The organism is Arthrobacter sp. StoSoilB22 (genome assembly GCF_019977315.1).
Taxonomy (GTDB): domain Bacteria; phylum Actinomycetota; class Actinomycetes; order Actinomycetales; family Micrococcaceae; genus Arthrobacter.
Genome location: NZ_AP024652.1, coordinates 1859510 through 1880085 on the forward strand (window position 1 = coordinate 1859510; position 20576 = coordinate 1880085).

General features: G+C 62.4%; 19 protein-coding genes and 7 tRNA genes. 5 read left to right on the forward strand and 21 right to left on the reverse strand.

The genetic code is table 11. The features are described 5' to 3' along the window. Window positions 1-90: 90 nt before the first annotated feature. The 9 genes from LDN70_RS08740 to LDN70_RS08780 all read right to left on the reverse strand — a co-directional run bounded on the left by LDN70_RS08740 (window position 91) and on the right by LDN70_RS08780 (window position 10260). Window positions 91-2235: a 3-hydroxyacyl-CoA dehydrogenase NAD-binding domain-containing protein gene (locus LDN70_RS08740; RefSeq protein WP_223942321.1), complete on the reverse strand. Its 2145-nt coding sequence runs from the start codon at window positions 2233-2235 to the stop codon at window positions 91-93. Further along, window positions 2232-3503, reverse strand: a complete 1272-nt coding sequence (locus LDN70_RS08745; protein ID WP_223942322.1) for a thiolase family protein — start codon at window positions 3501-3503, stop codon at window positions 2232-2234. The genes LDN70_RS08740 and LDN70_RS08745 overlap by 4 nt, the downstream gene beginning before the upstream one ends. Window positions 3504-3689: 186 nt before the next feature. After that, on the reverse strand, window positions 3690-5051 hold the full coding sequence (locus LDN70_RS08750; protein ID WP_166842008.1) for an HRDC domain-containing protein: 1362 nt from the start codon (window positions 5049-5051) through the stop codon (window positions 3690-3692). 80 nt (window positions 5052-5131) lie between these two features. Continuing rightward, complete coding sequence (locus LDN70_RS08755) at window positions 5132-5791, reverse strand: DUF3000 domain-containing protein (RefSeq protein WP_142939448.1); 660 nt, start codon at window positions 5789-5791, stop codon at window positions 5132-5134. Between the two features lie 67 nt (window positions 5792-5858). Further along, window positions 5859-7001 carry a threonine aldolase family protein gene (locus tag LDN70_RS08760; protein WP_166842010.1) on the reverse strand — a complete coding sequence of 381 codons (1143 nt, stop codon included), beginning with the start codon at window positions 6999-7001 and terminating at the stop codon, window positions 5859-5861. A 30-nt stretch (window positions 7002-7031) separates the two neighbouring features. After that, complete coding sequence (locus tag LDN70_RS08765) at window positions 7032-7799, reverse strand: SDR family NAD(P)-dependent oxidoreductase (RefSeq protein WP_223942323.1); 768 nt, start codon at window positions 7797-7799, stop codon at window positions 7032-7034. After that, entirely contained in the window at window positions 7799-9166 is a 1368-nt protein-coding gene (locus LDN70_RS08770; protein WP_142939445.1) for a DUF6421 family protein, read from the reverse strand. Before LDN70_RS08770 ends, LDN70_RS08765 begins: the two co-directional genes overlap by 1 nt. Window positions 9167-9295: 129 nt before the next feature. Continuing rightward, the gene (msrB, locus tag LDN70_RS08775) at window positions 9296-9754 is read right to left on the reverse strand and encodes a peptide-methionine (R)-S-oxide reductase MsrB (RefSeq protein ID WP_142939444.1); all 459 of its coding nucleotides are present in this window, start codon (window positions 9752-9754) and stop codon (window positions 9296-9298) included. Between the two features lie 14 nt (window positions 9755-9768). Continuing rightward, entirely contained in the window at window positions 9769-10260 is a 492-nt protein-coding gene (locus LDN70_RS08780; protein WP_026005514.1) for a hypothetical protein, read from the reverse strand. A 134-nt stretch (window positions 10261-10394) separates the two neighbouring features. On the opposite strand from LDN70_RS08780, the gene LDN70_RS08785 reads away from it, so the two are divergent. Then, a complete protein-coding gene (locus LDN70_RS08785; protein WP_223942324.1) occupies window positions 10395-11669 on the forward strand; it encodes an alpha/beta hydrolase family protein in 1275 nt (424 codons plus the stop codon). A gap of 34 nt (window positions 11670-11703) precedes the next feature. Here LDN70_RS08785 and ybaK read toward each other — a convergent pair whose 3' ends face one another. The 3 genes from ybaK to LDN70_RS08800 form a co-directional block, all read right to left on the reverse strand. After that, on the reverse strand, window positions 11704-12210 hold the full coding sequence (gene ybaK, locus LDN70_RS08790) for a Cys-tRNA(Pro) deacylase (protein ID WP_166842014.1): 507 nt from the start codon (window positions 12208-12210) through the stop codon (window positions 11704-11706). A gap of 32 nt (window positions 12211-12242) precedes the next feature. Further along, complete coding sequence (locus tag LDN70_RS08795) at window positions 12243-12704, reverse strand: SufE family protein (RefSeq protein WP_187697232.1); 462 nt, start codon at window positions 12702-12704, stop codon at window positions 12243-12245. A gap of 89 nt (window positions 12705-12793) precedes the next feature. After that, a complete protein-coding gene (locus tag LDN70_RS08800) occupies window positions 12794-13720 on the reverse strand; it encodes a sulfurtransferase (RefSeq protein ID WP_223942325.1) in 927 nt (308 codons plus the stop codon). Between the two features lie 209 nt (window positions 13721-13929). Between LDN70_RS08800 and zapE the strand changes: the two genes are divergently transcribed. Continuing rightward, window positions 13930-14970: a cell division protein ZapE gene (gene zapE / locus LDN70_RS08805; protein ID WP_142939458.1), complete on the forward strand. Its 1041-nt coding sequence runs from the start codon at window positions 13930-13932 to the stop codon at window positions 14968-14970. Between the two features lie 19 nt (window positions 14971-14989). Here zapE and LDN70_RS08810 read toward each other — a convergent pair whose 3' ends face one another. From LDN70_RS08810 to LDN70_RS08850, 9 genes are all read right to left on the reverse strand, one after another. Next, on the reverse strand, window positions 14990-16207 hold the full coding sequence (locus LDN70_RS08810; protein ID WP_142939439.1) for a benzoate/H(+) symporter BenE family transporter: 1218 nt from the start codon (window positions 16205-16207) through the stop codon (window positions 14990-14992). A gap of 185 nt (window positions 16208-16392) precedes the next feature. Further along, window positions 16393-16626 carry an antitoxin gene (locus LDN70_RS08815; protein ID WP_014921420.1) on the reverse strand — a complete coding sequence of 78 codons (234 nt, stop codon included), beginning with the start codon at window positions 16624-16626 and terminating at the stop codon, window positions 16393-16395. 95 nt (window positions 16627-16721) lie between these two features. Then, window positions 16722-18176, reverse strand: coding sequence for an amino acid permease (locus LDN70_RS08820; protein WP_166842016.1), 1455 nt, complete (start codon window positions 18174-18176; stop codon window positions 16722-16724). A gap of 179 nt (window positions 18177-18355) precedes the next feature. After that, window positions 18356-18431: transfer RNA gene (locus tag LDN70_RS08825), tRNA-Gly, on the reverse strand. A 57-nt stretch (window positions 18432-18488) separates the two neighbouring features. Beyond that, window positions 18489-18563 (reverse strand) — tRNA-Val (locus tag LDN70_RS08830). A gap of 23 nt (window positions 18564-18586) precedes the next feature. After that, a tRNA-Gly gene (locus LDN70_RS08835) sits at window positions 18587-18659 on the reverse strand. Window positions 18660-18716: 57 nt separating this feature from the next. Continuing rightward, window positions 18717-18791: transfer RNA gene (locus LDN70_RS08840), tRNA-Val, on the reverse strand. A gap of 39 nt (window positions 18792-18830) precedes the next feature. Then, window positions 18831-18901: transfer RNA gene (locus tag LDN70_RS08845), tRNA-Cys, on the reverse strand. A 46-nt stretch (window positions 18902-18947) separates the two neighbouring features. Continuing rightward, window positions 18948-19020 (reverse strand) — tRNA-Gly (locus tag LDN70_RS08850). Between the two features lie 250 nt (window positions 19021-19270). Here LDN70_RS08850 and LDN70_RS08855 point away from each other — a divergent pair. The 3 genes from LDN70_RS08855 (at window position 19271) to LDN70_RS08865 (ending at window position 20547) form a co-directional block, all read left to right on the forward strand. Continuing rightward, a tRNA-Val gene (locus tag LDN70_RS08855) sits at window positions 19271-19342 on the forward strand. 152 nt (window positions 19343-19494) lie between these two features. Further along, on the forward strand, window positions 19495-19662 hold the full coding sequence (locus tag LDN70_RS08860; RefSeq protein ID WP_223942326.1) for a hypothetical protein: 168 nt from the start codon (window positions 19495-19497) through the stop codon (window positions 19660-19662). Between the two features lie 12 nt (window positions 19663-19674). Next, on the forward strand, window positions 19675-20547 hold the full coding sequence (locus tag LDN70_RS08865) for a cytochrome (RefSeq protein WP_142939437.1): 873 nt from the start codon (window positions 19675-19677) through the stop codon (window positions 20545-20547). Window positions 20548-20576: the final 29 nt, after the last annotated feature.

Here is a 20576-nt window from a genome sequence, read left to right on the forward strand (position 1 = left end):
ACAGCCCTTAAACCGGAACGCTCTCTCACTTGCTTGAGGCAAGTGGGAGAGCGTTCCGGTTTAAGGCGCGGGATGTGAGAGAGGGACGGATCAGGCAGGTGCTGATGCGACGCCGGGGGCAAGGAATCGCTTGCCGTTCACCCGCTCGGAAGCGCCCACCCTATCCAGGTACGGCGTGATGCCGCCCAGGAACATTGGCCATCCGGCGCCCATAATGACGCAAAGGTCAATGTCCTCAGGGCCCGCTACGACGCCTTCTTCCAGCATGAGCCCGATTTCTTCGGCCAGAGCGTCCTGCGTACGCCGCAGAACTTCCTCGCCAGTGGACGGGGTGTCGCCGAAGGACATGAGGGCCAGCGTCTCGGCAGGGATGACAGGGGTTCCATCCGGTCCCGGAGCCCAGAGGCTCTTCACGCCGTTGTCGATGAGTTTCTGCAGGTTTTGCGAGACCGGGAACCGCTCGCCGAACGCGGCATGCAAGGACTCCTGGACGTGTTGTGCCACCGGCAGGCCGACCATGGCGCTCAGGGTGAACGGCGACATTGGCAGGCCCATGGGACGCAGTGCACTGTCAGCCACCTCTGCCGGGGTGCCTTCGTCGAACGCGGCGATGACTTCCCCCATGAGGCGGAGCAGGATGCGGTTGACGACGAAGGCGGCAGCATCCTTGACCAGCACGGCAGTCTTCTTGAGCCCCTTAGCCAGTTCGAATGCCGTGGCCAGGACAGCGTCGTCGGTCTTGGGCGCCCTAACGATCTCCAGGAGTGGCATGACGGCTACGGGGTTGAAGAAGTGGAAGCCCACCAGGCGTTCCGGGTGCTTCAGATCCTCTGCCATGGCTGTCACCGACAACGATGAAGTGTTGGTGGCCAGAATGCATTCGGGAGAAACAATGGCTTCAACCTCGGCGAAGACCTGCTTCTTGATGTGCAGTTCTTCGAAGACGGCCTCGATCACGAAGTCGGCGTCGGCAAAGGCTTCCTTGGAGACGGATCCGGTAATGAGCGCCTTGGTCCTGTTGGCGGCGTCGGGCTTGATCCGCTTCTTGGCCAGCATCTTGTCGACTTCGGCGTGGACGTAGGCGACGCCCTTGTCCACCCGTGCCTGATCAATGTCCGTCATAACGACGGGAACTTTCAGCTGCCGGGCGAACAGCAGTGCCAGCTGGCTGGCCATGAGCCCTGCACCCACCACGCCGATTTTGGTGACCGGGCGGGCAAGCTTACGGTCAGGCGCGCCTGCAGGACGCTTGGAGCGTTTCTGGACGAGGTCCAGGAACGCGTACACCGTGGAGCGGAACTCGTCGGTTTGCATGAGCCCCGCGAGGGTCTCGCACTCGAGTTCAGCCGACTCGGCTTGGGTCATGGTGCGGTTGGCCTCCATGACGTCCAGGACCTTGGCCGGGGCGGGAGAGGCGTTGGAGGTCTTGGACTCCACAAAGGCTCGTCCCGCGGTGACCGCCGCAGCCCACCGGCCGGAGACTGCGTCATCGGCGGCATCAACGGCGTTCTTCCTCTCCGGCGTGACGTCGCCGGAGATAACCCGTGCCGCCCACGCCAACGACTGTTCCACGAAATCGGCGGGTTCGAACATGGCATCGGCCACGCCGAGCTCGAACGCCTGCGGGCCGGTGAGAGTCCGGTTGTTGCTGAGGGGGTTCTCGATCATGACCTTGACGGCATTCTCCGGGCCGATCAGGCGCGGCAGGATGTAGACGCCGCCCCATCCGGGCACCAGGCCAATGAATGCTTCCGGCAGGGCCAGGGCGCCGGCACCCGTCGAGACGGTTCGGTAGGTGGACTGCAGGGCGATCTCCAAGCCACCGCCCAAAGCCAGCCCGTTGATGAAGGCAAAGCTAGGAACGCCCAGGTTCGCGAGGGTGCTGTAGACGGCATGGCCAAGCTGTGCCATCCAAAGCCCGTGCTCGCGTTCCTTGAGAGTCTTAACGGCTGAGAGGTCTGCCCCGGCCACCAGGAAGTAGGGCTTGCCCGTGACGCCGACGCCAACGATTTCTCCCCGTGAGGCCCGCTCCTTGAGGTTGTCCAACACCCCTCCGAGTTCCACCAACGTGTTGGGCCCCAGAGTTGTGGGCTTGGAGTGGTCCAAGCCGTTGTCCAAGGTGATCAGTGCGAAGGTGCCGGCACCGCCCGGGAGGGAGATGTCCTGCACGTAGGAGTGGGTCACCACTTCATCGGGGAAGAGAGCGGCGAGTTTCTGGAATTCGGCGGCGCTCATGCGGCGGCTCCTTCGGTGATGGCCGTGGTGGCCTGGTCAGCAGTGAAAGATTGGTATGCGGCGTGGTGGGGGTTTTCCCAGATGACGGTGGCACCCATGCCCAATCCGATGCACATGGTGGTGATGCCATAGCGAACCGAGTGGTCTTCCTCAAACTGCCGAGCGAGCTGGTTCATCAAACGGACGCCCGAGGAAGCAAGTGGATGTCCGACGGCGATCGCCCCGCCATAGCGGTTGACCCGGGGGTCGTCATCGGCGATGCCGAAGTGGTCCAGGAAGCTCAGGACCTGGACGGCGAAGGCTTCGTTGATTTCGAAGAGCCCAATGTCCTCGATGCCAAGTCCTGCGTTTTTCAGCGCCTTTTCGGTGGCCGGTACCGGACCGATGCCCATGACCTCGGGTTCAACACCGGCGAAGGCGTAAGAGACGAGGCGCATTTTGACCGGGAGCCCCAGTTCCTCAGCGGCGTCGGCGGAAGCAAGAACAGCCGCTGTAGCGCCGTCGTTCAAGCCAGCGGCATTGCCTGCGGTGACCCGGCCGTGGGCGCGGAAGGGCGTGCGCAATTCGGCCAGGTCCGCAGCGGTGGTGCCCGGACGGGGTGGTTCGTCCGTGGTGTGCAGGGCCCAGCCCTGGCCGGGCTTCATGGTGGCTACGGGGACGAGGTCTTGCTGGATCTGCTCATTGGAGTACGCGGCGGCGAGCTTGGCCTGGGAGGCGGCGGCGTAGGCGTCTGTGCGGTCTTTGGTGATGGCCGGGAAGCGGTCATGCAGGTTCTCCGCGGTGTTACCCATGTTCAGCGCCGCGGGATCCACCAGGCGCTCGGACATGAACCGAGGATTGGGATCGGCGCCTGCGCCCATGGGGTGGTTGCCCATGTGCTCCACGCCGCCTGCGATGACGACGTCGTAAGCGCCGAAGCCGATGCCGCTCGCCGTCGTCGTTACTGCCGTCATGGCACCTGCGCACATGCGGTCGATGGCGAATCCGGGTACTGAGCGGGGGAGTCCGGCCAAGAGTGCCGCTGTGCGGCCGATGGTGAGGCCCTGGTCCCCGGTCTGGGTGGTGGCGGCGATGGCGACCTCGTCGATCCGGTCCGCGGGAAGAGAGGGATTGCGTCGCATCAGCTCGCGGATGCACTTCACCACGAGGTCATCGGCGCGGGTACCCGCGTAGATGCCTTTCTCGCCGGCTTTGCCGAAGGGTGTACGCACGCCATCGACGAAGACGACATCGCGGACGTTTCTCTGAGCACTGCGGGATGGACTCATGTATTAACTCCTCGTTGAGACATGGCGCCGAATCCCGCATCGCGGGCCCTTCGGCTGGCATTGATGCAATGTTACTCGTGGGTAACTTAGCATGCAAGGTCCGCCCGGGTCCGTGTCCTTGGGACGCGAAAGGCCTGCCGCCACGAACCACGGTTCGCGGGGGCAGGCCTCACATCGGGAAGGAGCTTAGCCGGCATTGCCGGAAGAGTGCGCGTCCGTGGGCGCTTTGGCTTCCTTGGCCTTGCTCTCTTTGGCGGGAAGCGGGGCGGGGTTCAAGCACGCTTCAGTGAGTATGGGAGCCGCGAAGGAGATCTGCCATTCCCGGGCGCCCAGGGACCGCAGTTCCTCAGCGACGGATTCCAGGGAGATGTCGGCCGGAGGACGCCAGGTGACCCGCCGCAAATAATCCGGTGTCAGCAGGTTCTCCACCGGCAGCTTCAGCTCATCGGCCTTGGCCTGAAGGGCCGGCCTGGCGGTGGCAAGACGAGCCGCAGCCTCGGGATCCCGATCCACCCAGACCCTGGGTGGGGGCGGAGCGTTGGTGGGCAGGTGGAGGGGCGGGAGGTCAGTGAGTGTCCGGGCATTGGTGATGCAGCGCAGCCAGCGTGGGGCTTCCCTTTGAGCTGAGCGTCCGTGGAAGCCCTTGGTGGCCAGCAGTTGAGGCACCGTGGTGGGCATGGCCTTGGCTGCGGCCACCAGTGCGGAGTCCGGGATGAGGCGGCCGGGCGCTACGTCGCGTTTGCGCGCCAGTTGGTCCCGCTCCAGCCACAATTCACGGACAGCGGCCAGTTGCCTGCGGTCGCGTATCTGGTGGAGACCGGAGGTTTTCCGCCAAGGATCCACGCGCGGGGCCGACAGGCCAGCGGCAAGTATTCCTGCGAACTCCTGTTCGGCGTATTCGAGCTTGCCGTCGGCTTCCAGTAACTCGATGAGTTCCTCCCGGAGCTCCGCGAGGACTTCGACGTCGAGGGCTGCGTAACGCAGCCAGGGCTCCGGCAAGGGGCGCGTGGACCAATCGGCCGCGGAGTGTTCCTTGGCCAGGCCAAAGCCGAGGAGTTGTTCAATAACTGCGGCAAGTCCAACCCGGGGGAGTCCCGCAAGGCGGGCGGCTAGTTCGGTATCGAAGAGTTTGTCAGGCCACATGCCCAGCTCCGAGAGGCAAGGGAGATCCTGGGACGCCGCGTGCAGGATCCATTCGACGCCGCGGAGGGCGTCATTGATGATGTTCAGGTTCTCGAAGGGCTCTGGATCTATGAGCCAGGTTCCGGCACCTTCGCGCCGGATCTGTACCAGGAAAGCCCGCTGGCCGTAACGGAACCCGGATGCGCGTTCCGCGTCCACTCCGGCAGGACCCGTTCCGGCCGCGATGGCGGCTGCGCACCGCTCCAGCCCTGACAGGGTGTCGATGACCACGGGTACCCCTTCGCGGGGAGTATCGAGATCGATAATTTCAGGGACGTGGCTGTCGAAGCCGTCTACCTTGATGTGGGTGGTGGGATCAGCAACCGGATCGCCGGCCGTGGTGTTTTCCGGATATTCAGGGGTCATGGTGGCTTAAGCTTACCGATTCCGGCCGCAGCAGGGCGTTGCCGGTCCATTGGGGGTACCCGATGATGCGTTTGTCACAGTCAATTGAGTCTCCTGTTGGGCAATCCGGTGACCCCTGGTGGCAGGGGTGGCAAGCCCGCGAAGGTGCAGACCATGTCGGACCAGGCTTCGAGGTGGGCTTGGACATCCTGGCTGGCGGGTGTCCAGGATGCCCGCAGTTCAATGTCTATGGTGTCCGGCCGCTCAGCCAGGGTGCCGAAGCTTTCGGAAAGAATTCTTGTCGCCGTGCCACCGGCAGCGCGGTAGGGCGCGGCGTGGTTCTCCAAGGCGTCCACCAGCCACGTCCAGGCAACGGAGCCAAGCATGGAGTCGTTTCCCATCTCAGCGTCCATTTGGGCCCGAATGTACGTGACGATGCGGAACTCCCCTTCCCAAACGGCGGAACCGTCGGGGTCGTAGAGGAGGATGAAGCGGCCGGTAGCGAGTTCGTCGTCCTCTTCGCTTGAGGGGCTGGTGCCCTGGCTCGCAGCGAAGGCCTTGGCTGCTGGTCCGTGCACGGGAACCCGGCGGGTGGCGGCAGTAGGGCTGAATACCTCAGCTCCCAGTGCAACTGCGTAGGGAGCCAGCCGGGCAGGAGCGGGGATCTCGTCAAGCCGCAGCTCGCTACGGCATTGTGCTTTTCGTAGTGATCCCAAGGCGAAGAGAAACTCCGAGGGAACCTGTGCGAGGGCGTTCACCATCGCAGATTATGCGTCCGGGACGGCGAATCTGTGCAGGCTCGCCGCCCCGGGTTGCAGGTGTTATGTGTTAGGCCAGCTCGCGTCGGATCGCCGCTACGAAGGCATCGATGTCCGCCTCCGTGGTGTCGAACGAACACATCCACCGCACTTCGCGGCGGGCAGCGTCCCAGTCGTAGAAGGCGAAGGACTCCCGCAGCTTGTCCGCCACGCCTTCGGGAAGTATGGCGAAGACCCCGTTGGACTGTGTTGCCTGGGTTGGCTCCACGCCGTCGATTTCCTCAACGGCTGTCCTCAGGCGGGCGGCCATGGCGTTGGCGTGGGCGGCGGAACGCAACCACAGGCCATCCTCCAGGAGGGCGATGAACTGGGCTGAGATGAAGCGCATCTTCGAGGCCAGCTGCATGTTCATTTTGCGCAGGAACTTCAATCCGTCGGCGGCTTCCGGGTTCAGTGCCACCACCACTTCGCCGAAAAGCAGGCCGTTCTTGGTGCCGCCGAAAGAGAGGATGTCCACGCCGGCATCGCGGGTGAAAGCGCGAAGGGGGACATCCAGGTGGGCGGCAGCGTTCGCCAGCCGGGCACCGTCCATGTGAAGCTTCATGCCCTTCGAGTGCGCATGGTCGGCGATGGCCCGCACTTCATCCGGCGTATAGCAGGTCCCGAGTTCAGTGGTTTGGGTGATGGAGACCACCAGCGGCTGGGCGCGGTGTTCGTCGCCCCAGCCCCAGGCCTCACGGTCGATCAGCTCAGGAGTGAGTTTGCCGTCGCCGGTGGGAACCTGCAGGAGCTTGATGCCGCCCACCCGCTCCGGTGCACCGTTTTCATCCATGTTGATGTGCGCTGTGGAGGCGCAGATCACTGCACCCCAACGGGGGAGGAGGGATTGCAGGGCAAGGACGTTGGCACCGGTGCCGTTGAAGACCGGGAACGTCTCGATGCCGGGGCCGAACTGCTGCTCCAGCACCTCCTGCAGCCGTGCCGTGTACACATCCTCGCCGTAGGAGACCTGATGTCCGCCGTTGGCGGTTGCCAGCGCTGCGAGGATCTCCGGGTGCACGCCGGAATAGTTGTCGGATGCGAATCCGCGAACAGCAGGATCATGCAGTTGAACCGGATCATGCAGTTGAGCAGGTTCATGCAGTTGAACCGGGCCCGGGGTGTCCGTGGCGCCGTGGATTGCCTCTGTTGTGCTCGTCACTTGTTCATTCACGCTTTCAAGTCTATTTGGGCCGGCAGGATTCTATGTGGCCAGCAGGATGCGCTGGCCGTTGAGGGCTGCGGCCGGTTGTTCAAAGAGTCCGACGGCGGCAGTCGCCAATTCTTCAACATCAGTGAAGCCCGGGAACCGCCTTTCGGGATGGGCCTGCCGCATGGCGGCGTCAACGAGGGCTTTCACCACAAGAATCACCGCTGCACTGTGCTGCTCGGTACTGTGCTGCTCGGTGCTGTGCTGCTCGGTGGGAGCACCAGTGTTTCCGGTGTTGCCGCTTTGCGCCCGCCCGAAGCCGTCGGCTATGGCAAGGGTCCAGGCTTCCGCGGCTGCCTTTGCCGCAGCGTAGCTTGCGGCCGCAGCTGTGGGGGAAGCTGCGGTGGTTGATGACACTATGGCCAGCCGGCCGTGTGCAGATGCTTCTAGTTGGCTGTAGAAGACCCGGGAGACGTTCCGCAGCGTGGTTACAGCGCTGCGCTCCATGGCCTCCCAATCCTCGTCGGTTTGGTCTTCGATGCCCTTTGCTCCGCGCCAACCGCCCACCAAGTGGATGACGCCGTCGACGCCTTCAACACCGAGCCCGGTGAGAGTGGCCGCGAGGTCCCTTACGGACTCCAGGTTGGCGAGATCGCAGACCAAAGGTAGCGCCGCATTGCCTGCTTGGGCGGCAGCGGCCTTGATCCGGGCTTCGTCCGAGCCCACAGTGAGCACCCTGTGACCGGCGGCCCCCAAAGCGCGCGTCACGGCGATGCCGGAAGCGCTGCTTCCGCCGGTCACAAGGATAGTCAGTGTGGTCATCAGGCCGCAGTCGCGCCCGTGATGCCCGTGGTGGAGTCAATGATGGGGCGCATTTTCTTCTCCAGTGCTTCATAGAACATGGACAGGGGGAATTCGTCGTCCAGCACCTGGTCCGTGAGGCCGCGGGGCGGGCCATCCAAAGGAAGTGCTTCCGGACCCTTGGCCCATACGGACGCCGGGTGGGGAGTCACAGTGCTCGAAATGAGCTCGTATGCCGCAAGCCAGTGGGCAGCCTTCGGGCGGTCGATGGAGCGCCAGTACAGCTCTTCGATTTTGGCACCGAGTTCCACCACCACCGCGGCAGCTTCGTCCCAGTCGATGGAGAGTTTGCTGTCCGTCCAGTGGAGAACGTGGTGCTGGTGCATCCAAGCGAAAAGGAGCTGGCCGCCCAGGCCGTCGTAGTTGCGCACACGGCTGCCGGTGATGGCAAACCGGAAGATGCGGTCGAAGATCACTGCATACTGGACCAGCTTCGCATGCTTGCGGGCATCGGGATCGGCCTCTTCGTCCTTTTCAATGCGCACGGATTCACGGAACGCGGTCAGGTCGCAGCGCAGCTCCTCGAGGGAGTACAGGAAGAACGGCATGCGCTGCTTGATCATGAACGGATCGAAGGGGAGGTCGCCGCGCATATGGGTGCGGTCGTGGATCAGGTCCCACATGACGAACGTACGCTGGGTCAGTTCCTGATCCTCGATCAGCTCCGCTGCGTCCTCGGGAAGTTCCAAGGACGTGGTTGCCGCAGCGGCCTTGAGTACGCGGCGGAACCGGGCGGCTTCACGATCGGCGAAGATGGCACCCCACGTGAACGTAGGCGTCTCACGGACTGCCACCGTCTCCGGGAAGAGCACGGCCGAGTTGGTGTCGTAGCCCGGAGTGAAGTCCACAAAGCGGATGGGGACGAAGAGCCTGTTGGAGTATTCGCCTGCTTCCAGGCCGCCAATGAACTCGGGCCAGATGACCTCGATCAGGACTGCTTCGACCAACCTGTTGGTGCTGCCGTTCTGTGTGTACATGGGGAAAACAACCAGGTGTTGCAGGCCGTCAACGCGCTGCTCCTGGGGCTGGAACGCCTGAAGGGAGTCCAGGAAGTCCGGTACCCCGAAGCCTCCTTGAACCCAGCGGCCGAAGTCTTCCACCAGGAGCTCCAGGTAGCGGGCATCGTGAGGGAAATGCGGTGCCAGGGCCGAGATGGAGTCTGTAATAGTGGACACCAGGCTTGCCGCCTCGGGGTGCACTGCGGAATCGGCGATGGAGCCGTCCTGTTCCTGGAGCGCCTGAAGGGCGGTGGCTGCTGCCTTCAAGGACATCCACTCAGCGTCGTCGGCGGTGACGCGCTGGGCGATAACGGTGGTGATAGTGGTCATGGAGCTCGGCCCTTTCGAAGAGGTAATTGCTTCTGGGCCGAGCGTAGCAAGCGGGAAGCGTTGCTAATCCAAGAATGGCTTGAGCGTAAGAAACTCTTGGCCATTGGGTGGGTCGGGGCCGGTTGAGGCCTAGTTCTCTTCCGGCGTCACCAGACGCAACGAGACGGAGTTGATGCAGAATCGCTGGTCCGTAGGCGTTCCATAGCCCTCACCCTCGAAAACGTGTCCCAAGTGTGAATCACAATTAGCGCAGCGCACTTCCACCCGATCCATACCCATGGTGCGGTCGTGAAGATACCGGACGGTGCCCTCTGCCAGTGGGGCCCAGAACGACGGCCAGCCGCAATGGGAATCAAACTTCTCCCGGCTGGTAAACAACCGGCTGCCACAGGCGCGACACTGGTAGACCCCTTCGGTGTGGGTATCCCAGTACTCACCCGTGTACGGCCGCTCGGTGCCTGCCTGCCGAAGCACCCGGTACTCTTCGGGCGTCAACTCCTCGCGCCACTGGGCATCGCTCTTTTCCACGGGAACGGCAGCCCCCTCGGGCGCGGAAGTTGTGTTGCTGGTGTTCTCAGGAGTGTTCATGTCTAATGCAACGCTTACGAGTCGCCGATAAATCCCGAGCCCGCATACAAGTGCAGGACCGGAAGGCCCAGCTGGTCCTGTGCCTTATTGGCCCAGTCAGTGTGGAACGTGTCCGCAATCGCATGGGGCCGGGTAATGACCACAGCCTGGGCAGCATCCACCGCCCGGACTTTTGCCACCAAGCCGGCCACGGCACCGCCGTCGACGACCTCGCCGGTAACGCCTCCACCCAAGCCCGCCAGCGCCGCAAGCGATGCTGCCAGTGTCTCGGAGGCCTCCGCACGTTCAGCCTCAGGATCCGGGTGCTGCGCAGTGAGCTCCCGGAACGCCTTGGCAATATCCAGCAGCGACAGATTTTCCAGGAAATCCACCAGAAGGTGCCGTTCAGTATTGGAGGGAACCAAGACAATAAGAGGCGCATCACCGCCGTCGAGCAGTTTGGCGATATTAACGCGGTCGTCGGGGCCGAGGGGCTCTTCAGTCAGGATGACGATGGGATCACTCATGACTACAGCGTAGTCCCGGCGAACCGCAGACCGCAGACTTTGCAACGCTGACTCGCGCGAATCAATCCCCTCACGGAACGCCGCGCTACCCACACCTGCACCACGCCGCGCCGGGGACCAGCAACAATGGAACCATGGCATCGACTACCCCGCCAGCGAGCGACGCTGCAGACAAGAAACTTTCTCTCCGCACCAAATGGGCCATCGCCGGCTTCCTGGCGGGCGGCACCCTCGCCAGCCTGGTGGGGGCGGGGTCCTCGGCGCTCGCGGTGTACTTCGCCCGCCGCGTCATCACCCCTGCCGCCCGGCACGAAGACCAGGAAGTCCTGGCCGTGATCCGTGGCGACAAGGGGCAAGGCGACAAAGGACAACAGGTTATCCTGGCCGCCACGCCGGACAGCACTATTGACGGCGTGTTCAGCCTGTTCTTCTCCGGTGGCAAAGGCCACGCCAGGATAGGCCGGATCGTGTCCTATTCGCCCGCCGAACAGACCGTGCTGCGCGAGGTTGAGGAAGTTTACAGCGGCAACATCTCGGAGGCGCGCCGTGCATGGTGGAGCGGGGCTACGTATCCGGATCCTGCCGCGGTCGGTCTGGCGGCCGAGGATGTGGACATAGAGATCGACGGCGGGGCGGCACCTGCCTGGCTGATCCGCGCCGAAGCGTCGGCAGCGGCGCCGGTCTGCGCCATCATGGTCCATGGTCGCGGAGCAACGCGCCTTGAGGGCCTCCGTGCCGTCCGCACCGCGCGCGAACTCGGCATGGACAGCCTGCTGATCTCCTACCGCAACGACGGCCTGGCTCCTTCCGCGCCGGACGGGCGGTATGGCTTGGGCTCTACGGAATGGCGCGACGTTGAGGCCGCCATCGAGTACGCGCTGGACCGGGGTGCCCAGGAGATCGTTCTGTTCGGCTGGTCCATGGGTGGGGCCATCAGCCTGCAAACAGCGGACCTGTCCAAGCACCGTCACCTCATCCGTGCCCTGGTGCTGGACGCGCCGGTCATTAATTGGGTCAACGTGATGGCCCATCACGCTGAGATGAACAAAATTCCCTACAACGTGGGCCGCTACGGGCAGATGATGCTAAGCCACCCCCTGGGGCGCAGGCTGACCGGGCTATCGGCACCTGTGGACTTGAAAGCCATGGACTGGGAAGCCCGCGCAGTTGAGCTGCGGACTCCCACCCTGCTGATCCATAGCGTGGACGACGACTACGTGCCCTTTGGCCCGTCCGCCATTCTCGCGGAAAAGAACCCCGAGATGGTCACGTTTGAACCCTTCGACGGCGCCCGGCACACCAAGGAGTGGAACGTCGATCCCGAACGGTGGGAGCGCCTGGTCCGGGCGTGGCTGCAGAGGCAACTGGCTCCCCGGAACAACCCGGGACAGCCCGGCGCCACTGGATAGTCCGGCTCAGGGGCGGGCTTTTGGCGGTGTGGGGTCAGCCTCGATGTTTCTCGCTGGTGCCAATGGGAGCGGTGATGGCCTCGGTGAGCCGGATCAGGTCCGCCGGGCCCAGCTCAATATCCAGTCCGCGGCGGCCTCCTGAGACGAGGACGGTGGTGAAAGCCAAGGCGGACTCGTCAACCACCGTGGGAGAGCTCTGCCGCTGCCCCAGTGGCGAGATGCCTCCCAGAACATATCCCGTGCGTCGTTCCGCCGTGCGAGGGTCCGCCATGACGGCCTTCTTGGAACCGAGAGCTGCAGCTACCGCCTTCAAGTCCAGATTCCCGGATACCGGAACGATGGCCACTGCCAAGCGGCCCTCAACCTCGACCATGAGAGTCTTGAAAACCCGGTCCGGATCGATGCCCAGAACTTCAGCGGCCTCCAGACCGTAACTGGCTGTCCCGGGATCGTGGGCGTAGGGGTGCAGCACATACGGAACGCCGGCCGCTGCAAGTGCTGCAGTTGCCGGCGTTCCCTGTGAAGCCGTTTTCTTGGCCATCGCGTGGTTGTGTCCCTCAGATTTCCAGCCGGTCAGCTTTCCAACCGGCTGGCGGCTGCTACTTTCCGCTTGATGCGCCCCAGCATGGCGGTCATTCCCCGCATACGCAGGGGAGTGATGGCCCGGGTCAGGCCCAGCAACTCAGGCATATCGTCGGGAACGGCAAGAATTTCCTCAGCCGTCAATCCATCCAAGCCCTCGTGCAGAACCCCTGCGAAGCCCCTGGTTGTGGGTGCTTCCTGAGGAGCTTTGAAGAAGAGCCGGTAGGCGCGGGCGCCGCCGTCGGGGTTTTTCTCGGACTCGATAGTGAGAAACAACGGTGACTGGCACTCCACAACCTGTTCCAGTAGCTCAGGGTGGTCCTTCAAGCGCTCCGGAAGGTCCGGCAAGCCCCTCGAAAATTCGAGAAGGAGTTGCAGGCGGTCAGGCTCCGTCAGCGCCTGGAAGTCATCGACGATTTCCGCCAGGGCGGTGGGCAATGTGTTGGTACTCATCACTTCCAGCTTACGCACAACAAGGGGCAATGCATCGTGTGTGCCGGAACACTACGGATGCCTTCACCGAGGATCAATTGCAGAGGTGGCTAGTTGCGGACCAAGGAGGAAGGTACCGAGCCACGCTCAGCACCCTTGACGATGGGAACCCGCACAGCATTGCCCCACTCAGTCCAGGAGCCGTCGTAGTTACGGACGGAGTCGAATCCCAGCAAGTATTTCAGCGCGAACCACGTGTGGCTGGAACGTTCGCCGATCCGGCAGTAAGCCACCACGTCATCCCCGGCCTCCAGGCCAGCCTCGCCAAGGTACAGGGCCTCCAGTTCTTCGCGGCTCCGGTAGGTTCCGTCTTCAGCCGCGGCGCGTGCCCAAGGGATGGATGCGGCCGTGGGAATGTGGCCGCCGCGCAGGGCGCCCTCCTCCGGGTATGCCGGCATGTGCGTGCGCTGTCCCGTGTATTCCTCAGGGGAGCGGACATCAATGAGGGGGTTGCCCAGGTGTGCCAGGACATCTTCCTTGAATGCCCGGATGGGAGCATCGTTGCGCTCCACCTCCGGGTATTCACCAGCGGCGGGCTGGGGAACGTCGGTGGTCACTTCGCGGCCTTCGGCGATCCACTTGTCCCGGCCGCCATCAAGAAGGCGGACGTCCTCGTGGCCGAACAACGTAAAGACCCAGAGTGCGTAGGCAGCCCACCAGTTGGACTTGTCGCCGTAGATGACCACGGTGCTGTCGCGGGAGATGCCCTTGGAAGCAGCGAGGGCGGCAAAAGCGGCGCCATCAACGTAGTCGCGGGTGACCTCGTCATTCAGGTCCGTGTGCCAATCGATTTTGACGGCGCCCGGGATGTGGCCTGTTTCGTAGAGGAGAACGTCTTCGTCGGACTCGACAACAACAAGCTTGCCGTCGGAAATGGCGCCGTCGGCGATGGCTGCCGCGAGCCACTCAGTGGACACGAGGCGTTCAGGGTTTGCGTATGCTGCAAACTTATCGTTCTGTTCAACTGGGTAGGACATGGTGATGGCCTTTCACTGACAACGGTCGGAGCCAGGCCGTGGGAGGTGGTGCAGGTGCCGGCCGGGCGTGCTCCAACACTAACCACGGGCAGCCAGGAATGCTTCCCAGCGGTCACACGGTGAAACATGGGCTTGGTCACGTGACGGTTTGGCCAGTGTCCGATGCCGGTATTCTTGCTGGGGACCCAACACCGAAGGAACGGACCACCGTGGTAAAGATCGAACAACTGGCTGCCCGCACACCGGCAGTCTCTGTGGAAGAACTCCTCAAGGGTTTCTACCCGTCTCCTCGATTTGGAGAGGTATCGTTCGACAGCTACCGGCCGGATCCGTCCCAACCGAGCCAGGCTAACGCGGTGAAGCTGCTTTCCGGATTCGCCGACGCCGTGGGATCCGAGGACGGTGGCGGGCTTTTCAAGAAGTTGTTCGCCAAGAAGGCCCCGGCAGCGAGGGCAGGAATCTACCTTGACGGCGGCTTTGGCGTGGGAAAGACACACCTTCTGGCTTCTCTCTGGCACAGGTCGCCGGGGCCCAAGGCGTTCGGTACGTTCGTGGAATACACCAACCTTGTGGGTGCGCTGTCCTTCCGCAAGACAGTGGAAGCCCTCAGCAGCTACAAGCTGGTGTGCATCGACGAATTCGAACTTGATGATCCGGGCGACACCGTGCTCATGTCCAGGCTGATGCGTGAACTGGCCGACGCCGGCGTGAAGCTGGCAGCGACGTCCAACACCCTCCCCGGATCACTGGGGGAGGGACGCTTCGCTGCCGTGGACTTCCAGCGCGAAATACAGGTTCTTGCGGATCAGTTTGACGTAGTCAGAATCGACGGCGAAGACTTCCGTCACCGAGGCTTGCCCGCGGCCCCCGCGCCGCTCAAGACCGAAGAGCTCAAGCACCGGATGCGTGCCGAGTTCGACGGAAAGACCGTGGCCGTTGATGATTTCCGTACGCTCGTCAACCACCTGGCCGCAGTCCACCCCAGCCGCTACCGCCAGCTCATTTCCGGCGTGGAGGCCGTGGTGTGGAGCGACGTCGAAACAATCACCGAACAGGCTGTTGCGCTCCGCTTCGTGGTACTGGCGGACAGGCTCTACGACAAAGATGTGCCGATCCTGGCCAGTGGGGTACCGTTCGACCAACTCTTCACCGAAGAGATGATGACCGGTGGTTACATGAAGAAGTATTTCCGTGCCGTGTCCAGGCTGACGGCTTTGGCACGCGAAGCCCAAAACCACGAGCCTGCCTGATTCAGGCCTGCTGCGCGATTCAACCCTTCTGAACAGGTTCGCGGCTCTTCAGCAGCCAGCGAACCGCTATGCCGCCTGCCAAGGCCCAGAAAGCAGCGCCGATCCCGGCAACGCTCAACCCTGAGGCTGCCAGCAGGAAAGTGATGCAGGCCGGGATGCGTTCCTCGGCTACCGCCAGTGCTGATGAGATGGACGAAGCCAGCGTTCCCAAAAGAGCGAGCCCTGCAACGGTTTCCAGGAGTCCGGGCGGGGCGGCAGCCACCAGGGTGACCAGGGCGGCGGAGGCAGCGGCCAGCACCAGATAAGCGATGCCTGAGACGAACGCGGCGATCCAGCGCCTGCCATGGTCCTTTCCGGCCTCTTCACCAGCAGCCAGGGCTGCGCTGAGGGCGGCCAGGTTGATCGCATGGCCACCGAAGGGTGCTCCGGCGATCGTTCCAGCTCCCGTCACGAGCATGGACGGCCGCCACGGCGTGGTGTACCCAAAGGATTTGAGGACCGCGACGCCGGGAATGTTCTGCGACGCCATGGTCACGATGAAGAGCGGGAGCGCCAGTCCTACCGCGGCTCCGACGGTAAATGCAGGCGTGGTCCACTCCAATCTTGGTAGAAGACTGCCTCCGGATACCTGAACACCGGTGGTTGAGATGTGGATGCCGATGACAGCCAGGGCCACCAGCAGCGATGCCGGAACCGACCACCGTGGTGCGAATTTCATCAGGATCACCCAGCACAACACCACCGGCGCGATGAACAGGGGCGCTGATCCCAAAGATTTGAAGGGTGCAAGGCACAAGGGCAGCAGCACGCCGGCGAGCATCGCCTGCGCCAAAGCCGTAGGGATCTTTGCCATGATCCTCCCCAAGACGGGCAACAGTCCCGTGAGGAGAATCAGTACCCCCACCATCAGGAACGCACCCACAGCAGCCGGCCACCCGCCGTCGACCATTCCGGCAGAGGCGAGCAGCGCGGCACCTGGTGTGGACCACGCGAGTGTTACCGGCATCCGGGACCGCCACGACAACCACAAGATACCCAGTCCAAAGGTGAGGGTCAGCGCCAGCAGGCCGCTGGATGCTTGCGCTTGATTGGCGCCTACGGCCTTCAAACCCGCAATGACCACTGCGAACGAGGACGTGAAACCGACTAAAGCGGTGACAACACCTGCGGTGACAGGCGGGCCCAGCGTCTCCTTAGGGGCGCGGCTTTGGACGGCACGGGTTGAAGCTGAAGGCATAAGGTCCAAAGTACCTGACCTGGTGGAAGTCTCCCGACCGGTTTCGTGGCTGCCGCCTGGGAAACGCCCAACGCTAGGGGCATCGCTTAGACGCCAAGGGCGCCGCTTAAACGCCAAGGGCACCGGTGGCGCCTCTCGGCGGGACCGGTGCCCCCTTGACGTATCTGGTACGGCGGCTCAGGCAGCTACGGCTGCTTCGGCTCATCCGTGACGGGAGCCTGTCCAGGCTGACCGTCGTTCTTGGCCACGAAGTCGGAAGCGGCATTCTGGACTTTGTCGACGTGACCGGCGTACTTACCGCCCGTCTTCTGATCCACAAAATCCCCGGCCTTTTCGATGCCATTCTTGATGGCTTCTTCGTTGCCTTGAATGAGACCCTGAGCCTTGCCCTTCAGGTCGTCAATTAAACCCACGGGCACCTCCCTTCCATCGCGGAGCCAGTTCGCTCCTCCGCGTCCGACCCTAACACCAGTTCTGCGGGGTGCCAAGGGTTCTGCGGAGGCCTGTGGACGAACTACGCCAACGGCTTACTTTCAACCTTGTGGCGCGGGCTGTTCGGGTTCATGAGGGAGTGCCTGCGGCCATAGGCGAAGTAGATGATCAAGCCGATGACCAGCCATGCGCCGAACCGGACCCAGGTTTCCCAGTGGAGCTGGAACATGAGGAACGCCGATGCCAGGACGCCGAAGGCGGGGACTGCCGGCATGAACGGCAGGCGGAAGGTGCGCGGGGCGTTGGGCTTGGTGTAGCGGAACACGATCACGGAAATGCAGACCACCACGAAGGCAGCCAGAATGCCGATGTTGGTGAGATCGGCAACTTCCTTGATGGGGAAGACTCCGGCGAGGAATGCCGAGGCAACACCGGCGATCCATGTGACGCGCTGCGGGGTTCCGTGCTTGTCAGTCTTGGCGAACCAGCCCGGGAGCAGGCCGTCACGGCTCATGGAGAACCATACACGGGTGACACCCAGCAGGAAGGTCAGCATCACGGTGAGGATGGACAGGACCGCGAATACCGAAATGATAGTGGCGATCACAGGCAATCCGACGCCGGTGAATGCAGATGCGAAGCCGGCCGTGGGATCAATGTCCTTGTAGTTCTGCATGCCGGTAAGTACGAGGGTTGCGGCAACGTACAGAAGCATTGCGACGATCAGCGACAGGATGATGGCCTTGGGCATGTGCTTTTTGCCGTCCTTGGCCTCTTCCGCAGCTGTGCTCATGGCGTCATAGCCGAAGACGGCGAAGAAGACGGTGGCGGCACCGGCCAGGACGGGCCCAAAGCCGCTGGGCATGAATGGGTTGTAGTTCTCGGTGTTGATGTAGAAAATACCCAGCCCGATAATGAACAGAATCAGGATGACCTTGATGGCAACTGCTACCAGTTCAAACCGGCCAAACGCCTTGGTGCCACGGCTCAGGATCCAGGTGACCAGGAGGCAGACAAGGATGGCCGGAAGGTTGATGATTCCGCCCTTGCCCTCGTCGGCCGTGGACGTCATCCAGGTGGGCATATGGATTCCGATGCCTGAAAGGAAAGCATCGAAGTAGCCGGAAATGCCGATAGCCACCACAGCCACAATGGCGATGTACTCCAGCAGGAGGTCCCAGCCGATGAACCAGCCGATGATCTCTCCCAGAGCTACATAGCCGTAGGTGTAGGCCGAGCCGGCGCGGGGGATCATGCCGGCAAACTCGGCGTAGGACAGTGCTGCTGCGCCGGAAGCGAGGCCGGCGATGAGGAACGAGAAGAGCACGGCAGGGCCAACGCCGGGGTTGCTCTCGCTGCCATGGGCTACCAGCCCGGCCAGCGAGAAGATGCCGACGCCGATAATTCCGCCGACGCCAATGGCTGTCAGCTGCCAGAGGCCAAGACTTTTGAAAAGCCCGCTGTGTTTGTTTTCTTCCTCGATGTCGTCGATCGGCTTGCGCCTCAGGACGGACTGTGAAGCCGTCTGTTGGTTCATGGGGGTACTCCTGCCGGTGGGCGTGGAACGGTGATGAGCTCGCAGTACATTATGCGAGCCGAATCACATTAGATAAAGCGACTTCTTCTGAGGGGTATCGGTTACTTCCATTAATGAATTGGATATCCGCAAAATCCGGGCATAAAAAAAGCAGCTCCTGGGAGCTGCTTTCTTTATTCTGGAGCGGACGACGAGATTCGAACTCGCGACATCCACCTTGGCAAGGTGGTGCTCTACCAGCTGAGCTACGTCCGCACATGCTGCCTGCCGGGTATAAGCCTGGCTGTCAACAACAAACAAGTTGCCTTGTTTTGGTGGGCGATACTGGGATCGAACCAGTGACCTCTTCCGTGTCAGGGAAGCGCGCTACCGCTGCGCCAATCGCCCGTTACCGGGTCCTTCAATAGGAGAGCGGACGACGAGATTCGAACTCGCGACATCCACCTTGGCAAGGTGGTGCTCTACCAGCTGAGCTACGTCCGCACATGCTGCTTGCCGGGTTGATGCCCGGCCTTCAACAACAAACAAGTTTCCTTGTTCTGGTGGGCGATACTGGGATCGAACCAGTGACCTCTTCCGTGTCAGGGAAGCGCGCTACCGCTGCGCCAATCGCCCATGCATCCAGCCAGCTGCTGGAAGACATGGTTTTCACCGAGGTGGGTACGGGATTCGAACCCGTGTATACGGCTTTGCAGGCCGCTGCCTCGCCTCTCGGCCAACCCACCGTGTAAGCAGATTTCCGAAGAAGTCTTGCCTTGACAGTGCCTTGCGAGCGGACGACGAGATTCGAACTCGCGACATCCACCTTGGCAAGGTGGTGCTCTACCAGCTGAGCTACGTCCGCAGTGTCGTTATCGGCGGGCAGCCTTGCAGGCATTCCGTCGCTTTCCGACGAGTAAAAACTCTATAGGAGGTTCCTGCAAACTCCAAATCGGTAGCTTGCTTTTAATCGCAGTGGCGGCTGGATCCTTGTATTCACGCGGATTTAGGCGAATCTCACCGCTGTAATTTCACTGTTGTAGTTCGAGGGCGGTCTGAACATCAGGATCCGTTTTGCATTCCGGCGATGGTCCGTTAGTGTTTTCTATGCACCCGGGCGATTGGCGCAGTGGTAGCGCGCTTCGTTCACACCGAAGAGGTCACTGGTTCGAACCCAGTATCGCCCACAGCCTGTATGCAATGGTTAAACCCCGTTTGGACTGACTGAGTCGGTCCGGACGGGGTTTTTCCTTGTTCAGCTTGTTTTCCAGTGCAACTCGCGGGCTGCCTGATTTCGGGTTTCTGCGTCACGATTCACGTGCACCCGACACCCATCAGCATGCGCGAACAAGAAGAGCCGGAACCGCTCCCGGCCGTCACGGAAACTGCCTCCCGCCTTGTAGATCTCTCAGTGACCGCGCCGATCCTCGCCGGCAAGCTGGCCAGGCTGCCTCCAGAGCAGCTTGCCGTGATCTTTCCGCGGATGAATTCTGTCGGTCCTCTGTGACACAGTCTTTATATGACTGCTCCACTGCTTGCCCACGCTACTGACTACGGCCGGATGTACGCCCGCTCCACCACTGAGCAATTTTCTGTGCCGTCCATCACCACAGTGATCGGACAACAGGCGCATGCTTTGGACGGTTGGTTCAGTTACATGGGCGCAAGCAGCCTGGCTGCAGATCCTGAGCTTCCGGCCATCCTCGGAAGTCCTGCCAGGATTCGTCAGGCCATCAACAAAGCCTCCAAGGCCGCTGAGGTTTATCGGGATGCAGCTGCAGCACGCGGGGATCGTGTTCATACATACTGCGAACAGGTGGCTTTGCGGGCCATGGGGCGGCCGCACCGTCTGGAAGAATGCCGGGAAGACCTCGCCGCCCATGGAGAACAGGCCTTTGCTGCCCGCTTTGATGAGTGGTGGGAACTCTACCGGGTAGAGCCCCTCGCGCCCGAGATCACGGTGTGGAACAAAACGGTGGGTTATGCCGGAACGTTGGACCTCGTGGCCCGGATCAACGGCCGCATCTGCCTGATTGACTACAAAACCAAAGGCACTACCCGCGACGGTACGGTCAAAGCCCTGGATGACAAAGTGGTCATGCAGCTCGCGGCCGGGATGAAGGCAGAGGAAAGTCTGGTGGATCCTGTTGCAGGTGAATGGGAGCCGTGGAAGTACGGCGATAACCCCATGTTGCTGGCAGTAGCTATCGGCGAGACCGAAGTCAGGCCGCAACGGGCCAATCCGGACATCCTCAAGCACCACTGGTGGAAGTTCTGCGCCTTGCGGCGCGTGTGGGAGATGTCAGCGGACGTTGTCGCGGCCGGACAGCCGTTGCTCCCTATTGCTCCGCCCGTCTTCGCTTCAGCAGGCGCCGCACCTGCAGCAACATGACCTCAACTAAACTGGCCTAGGCCCCGTAA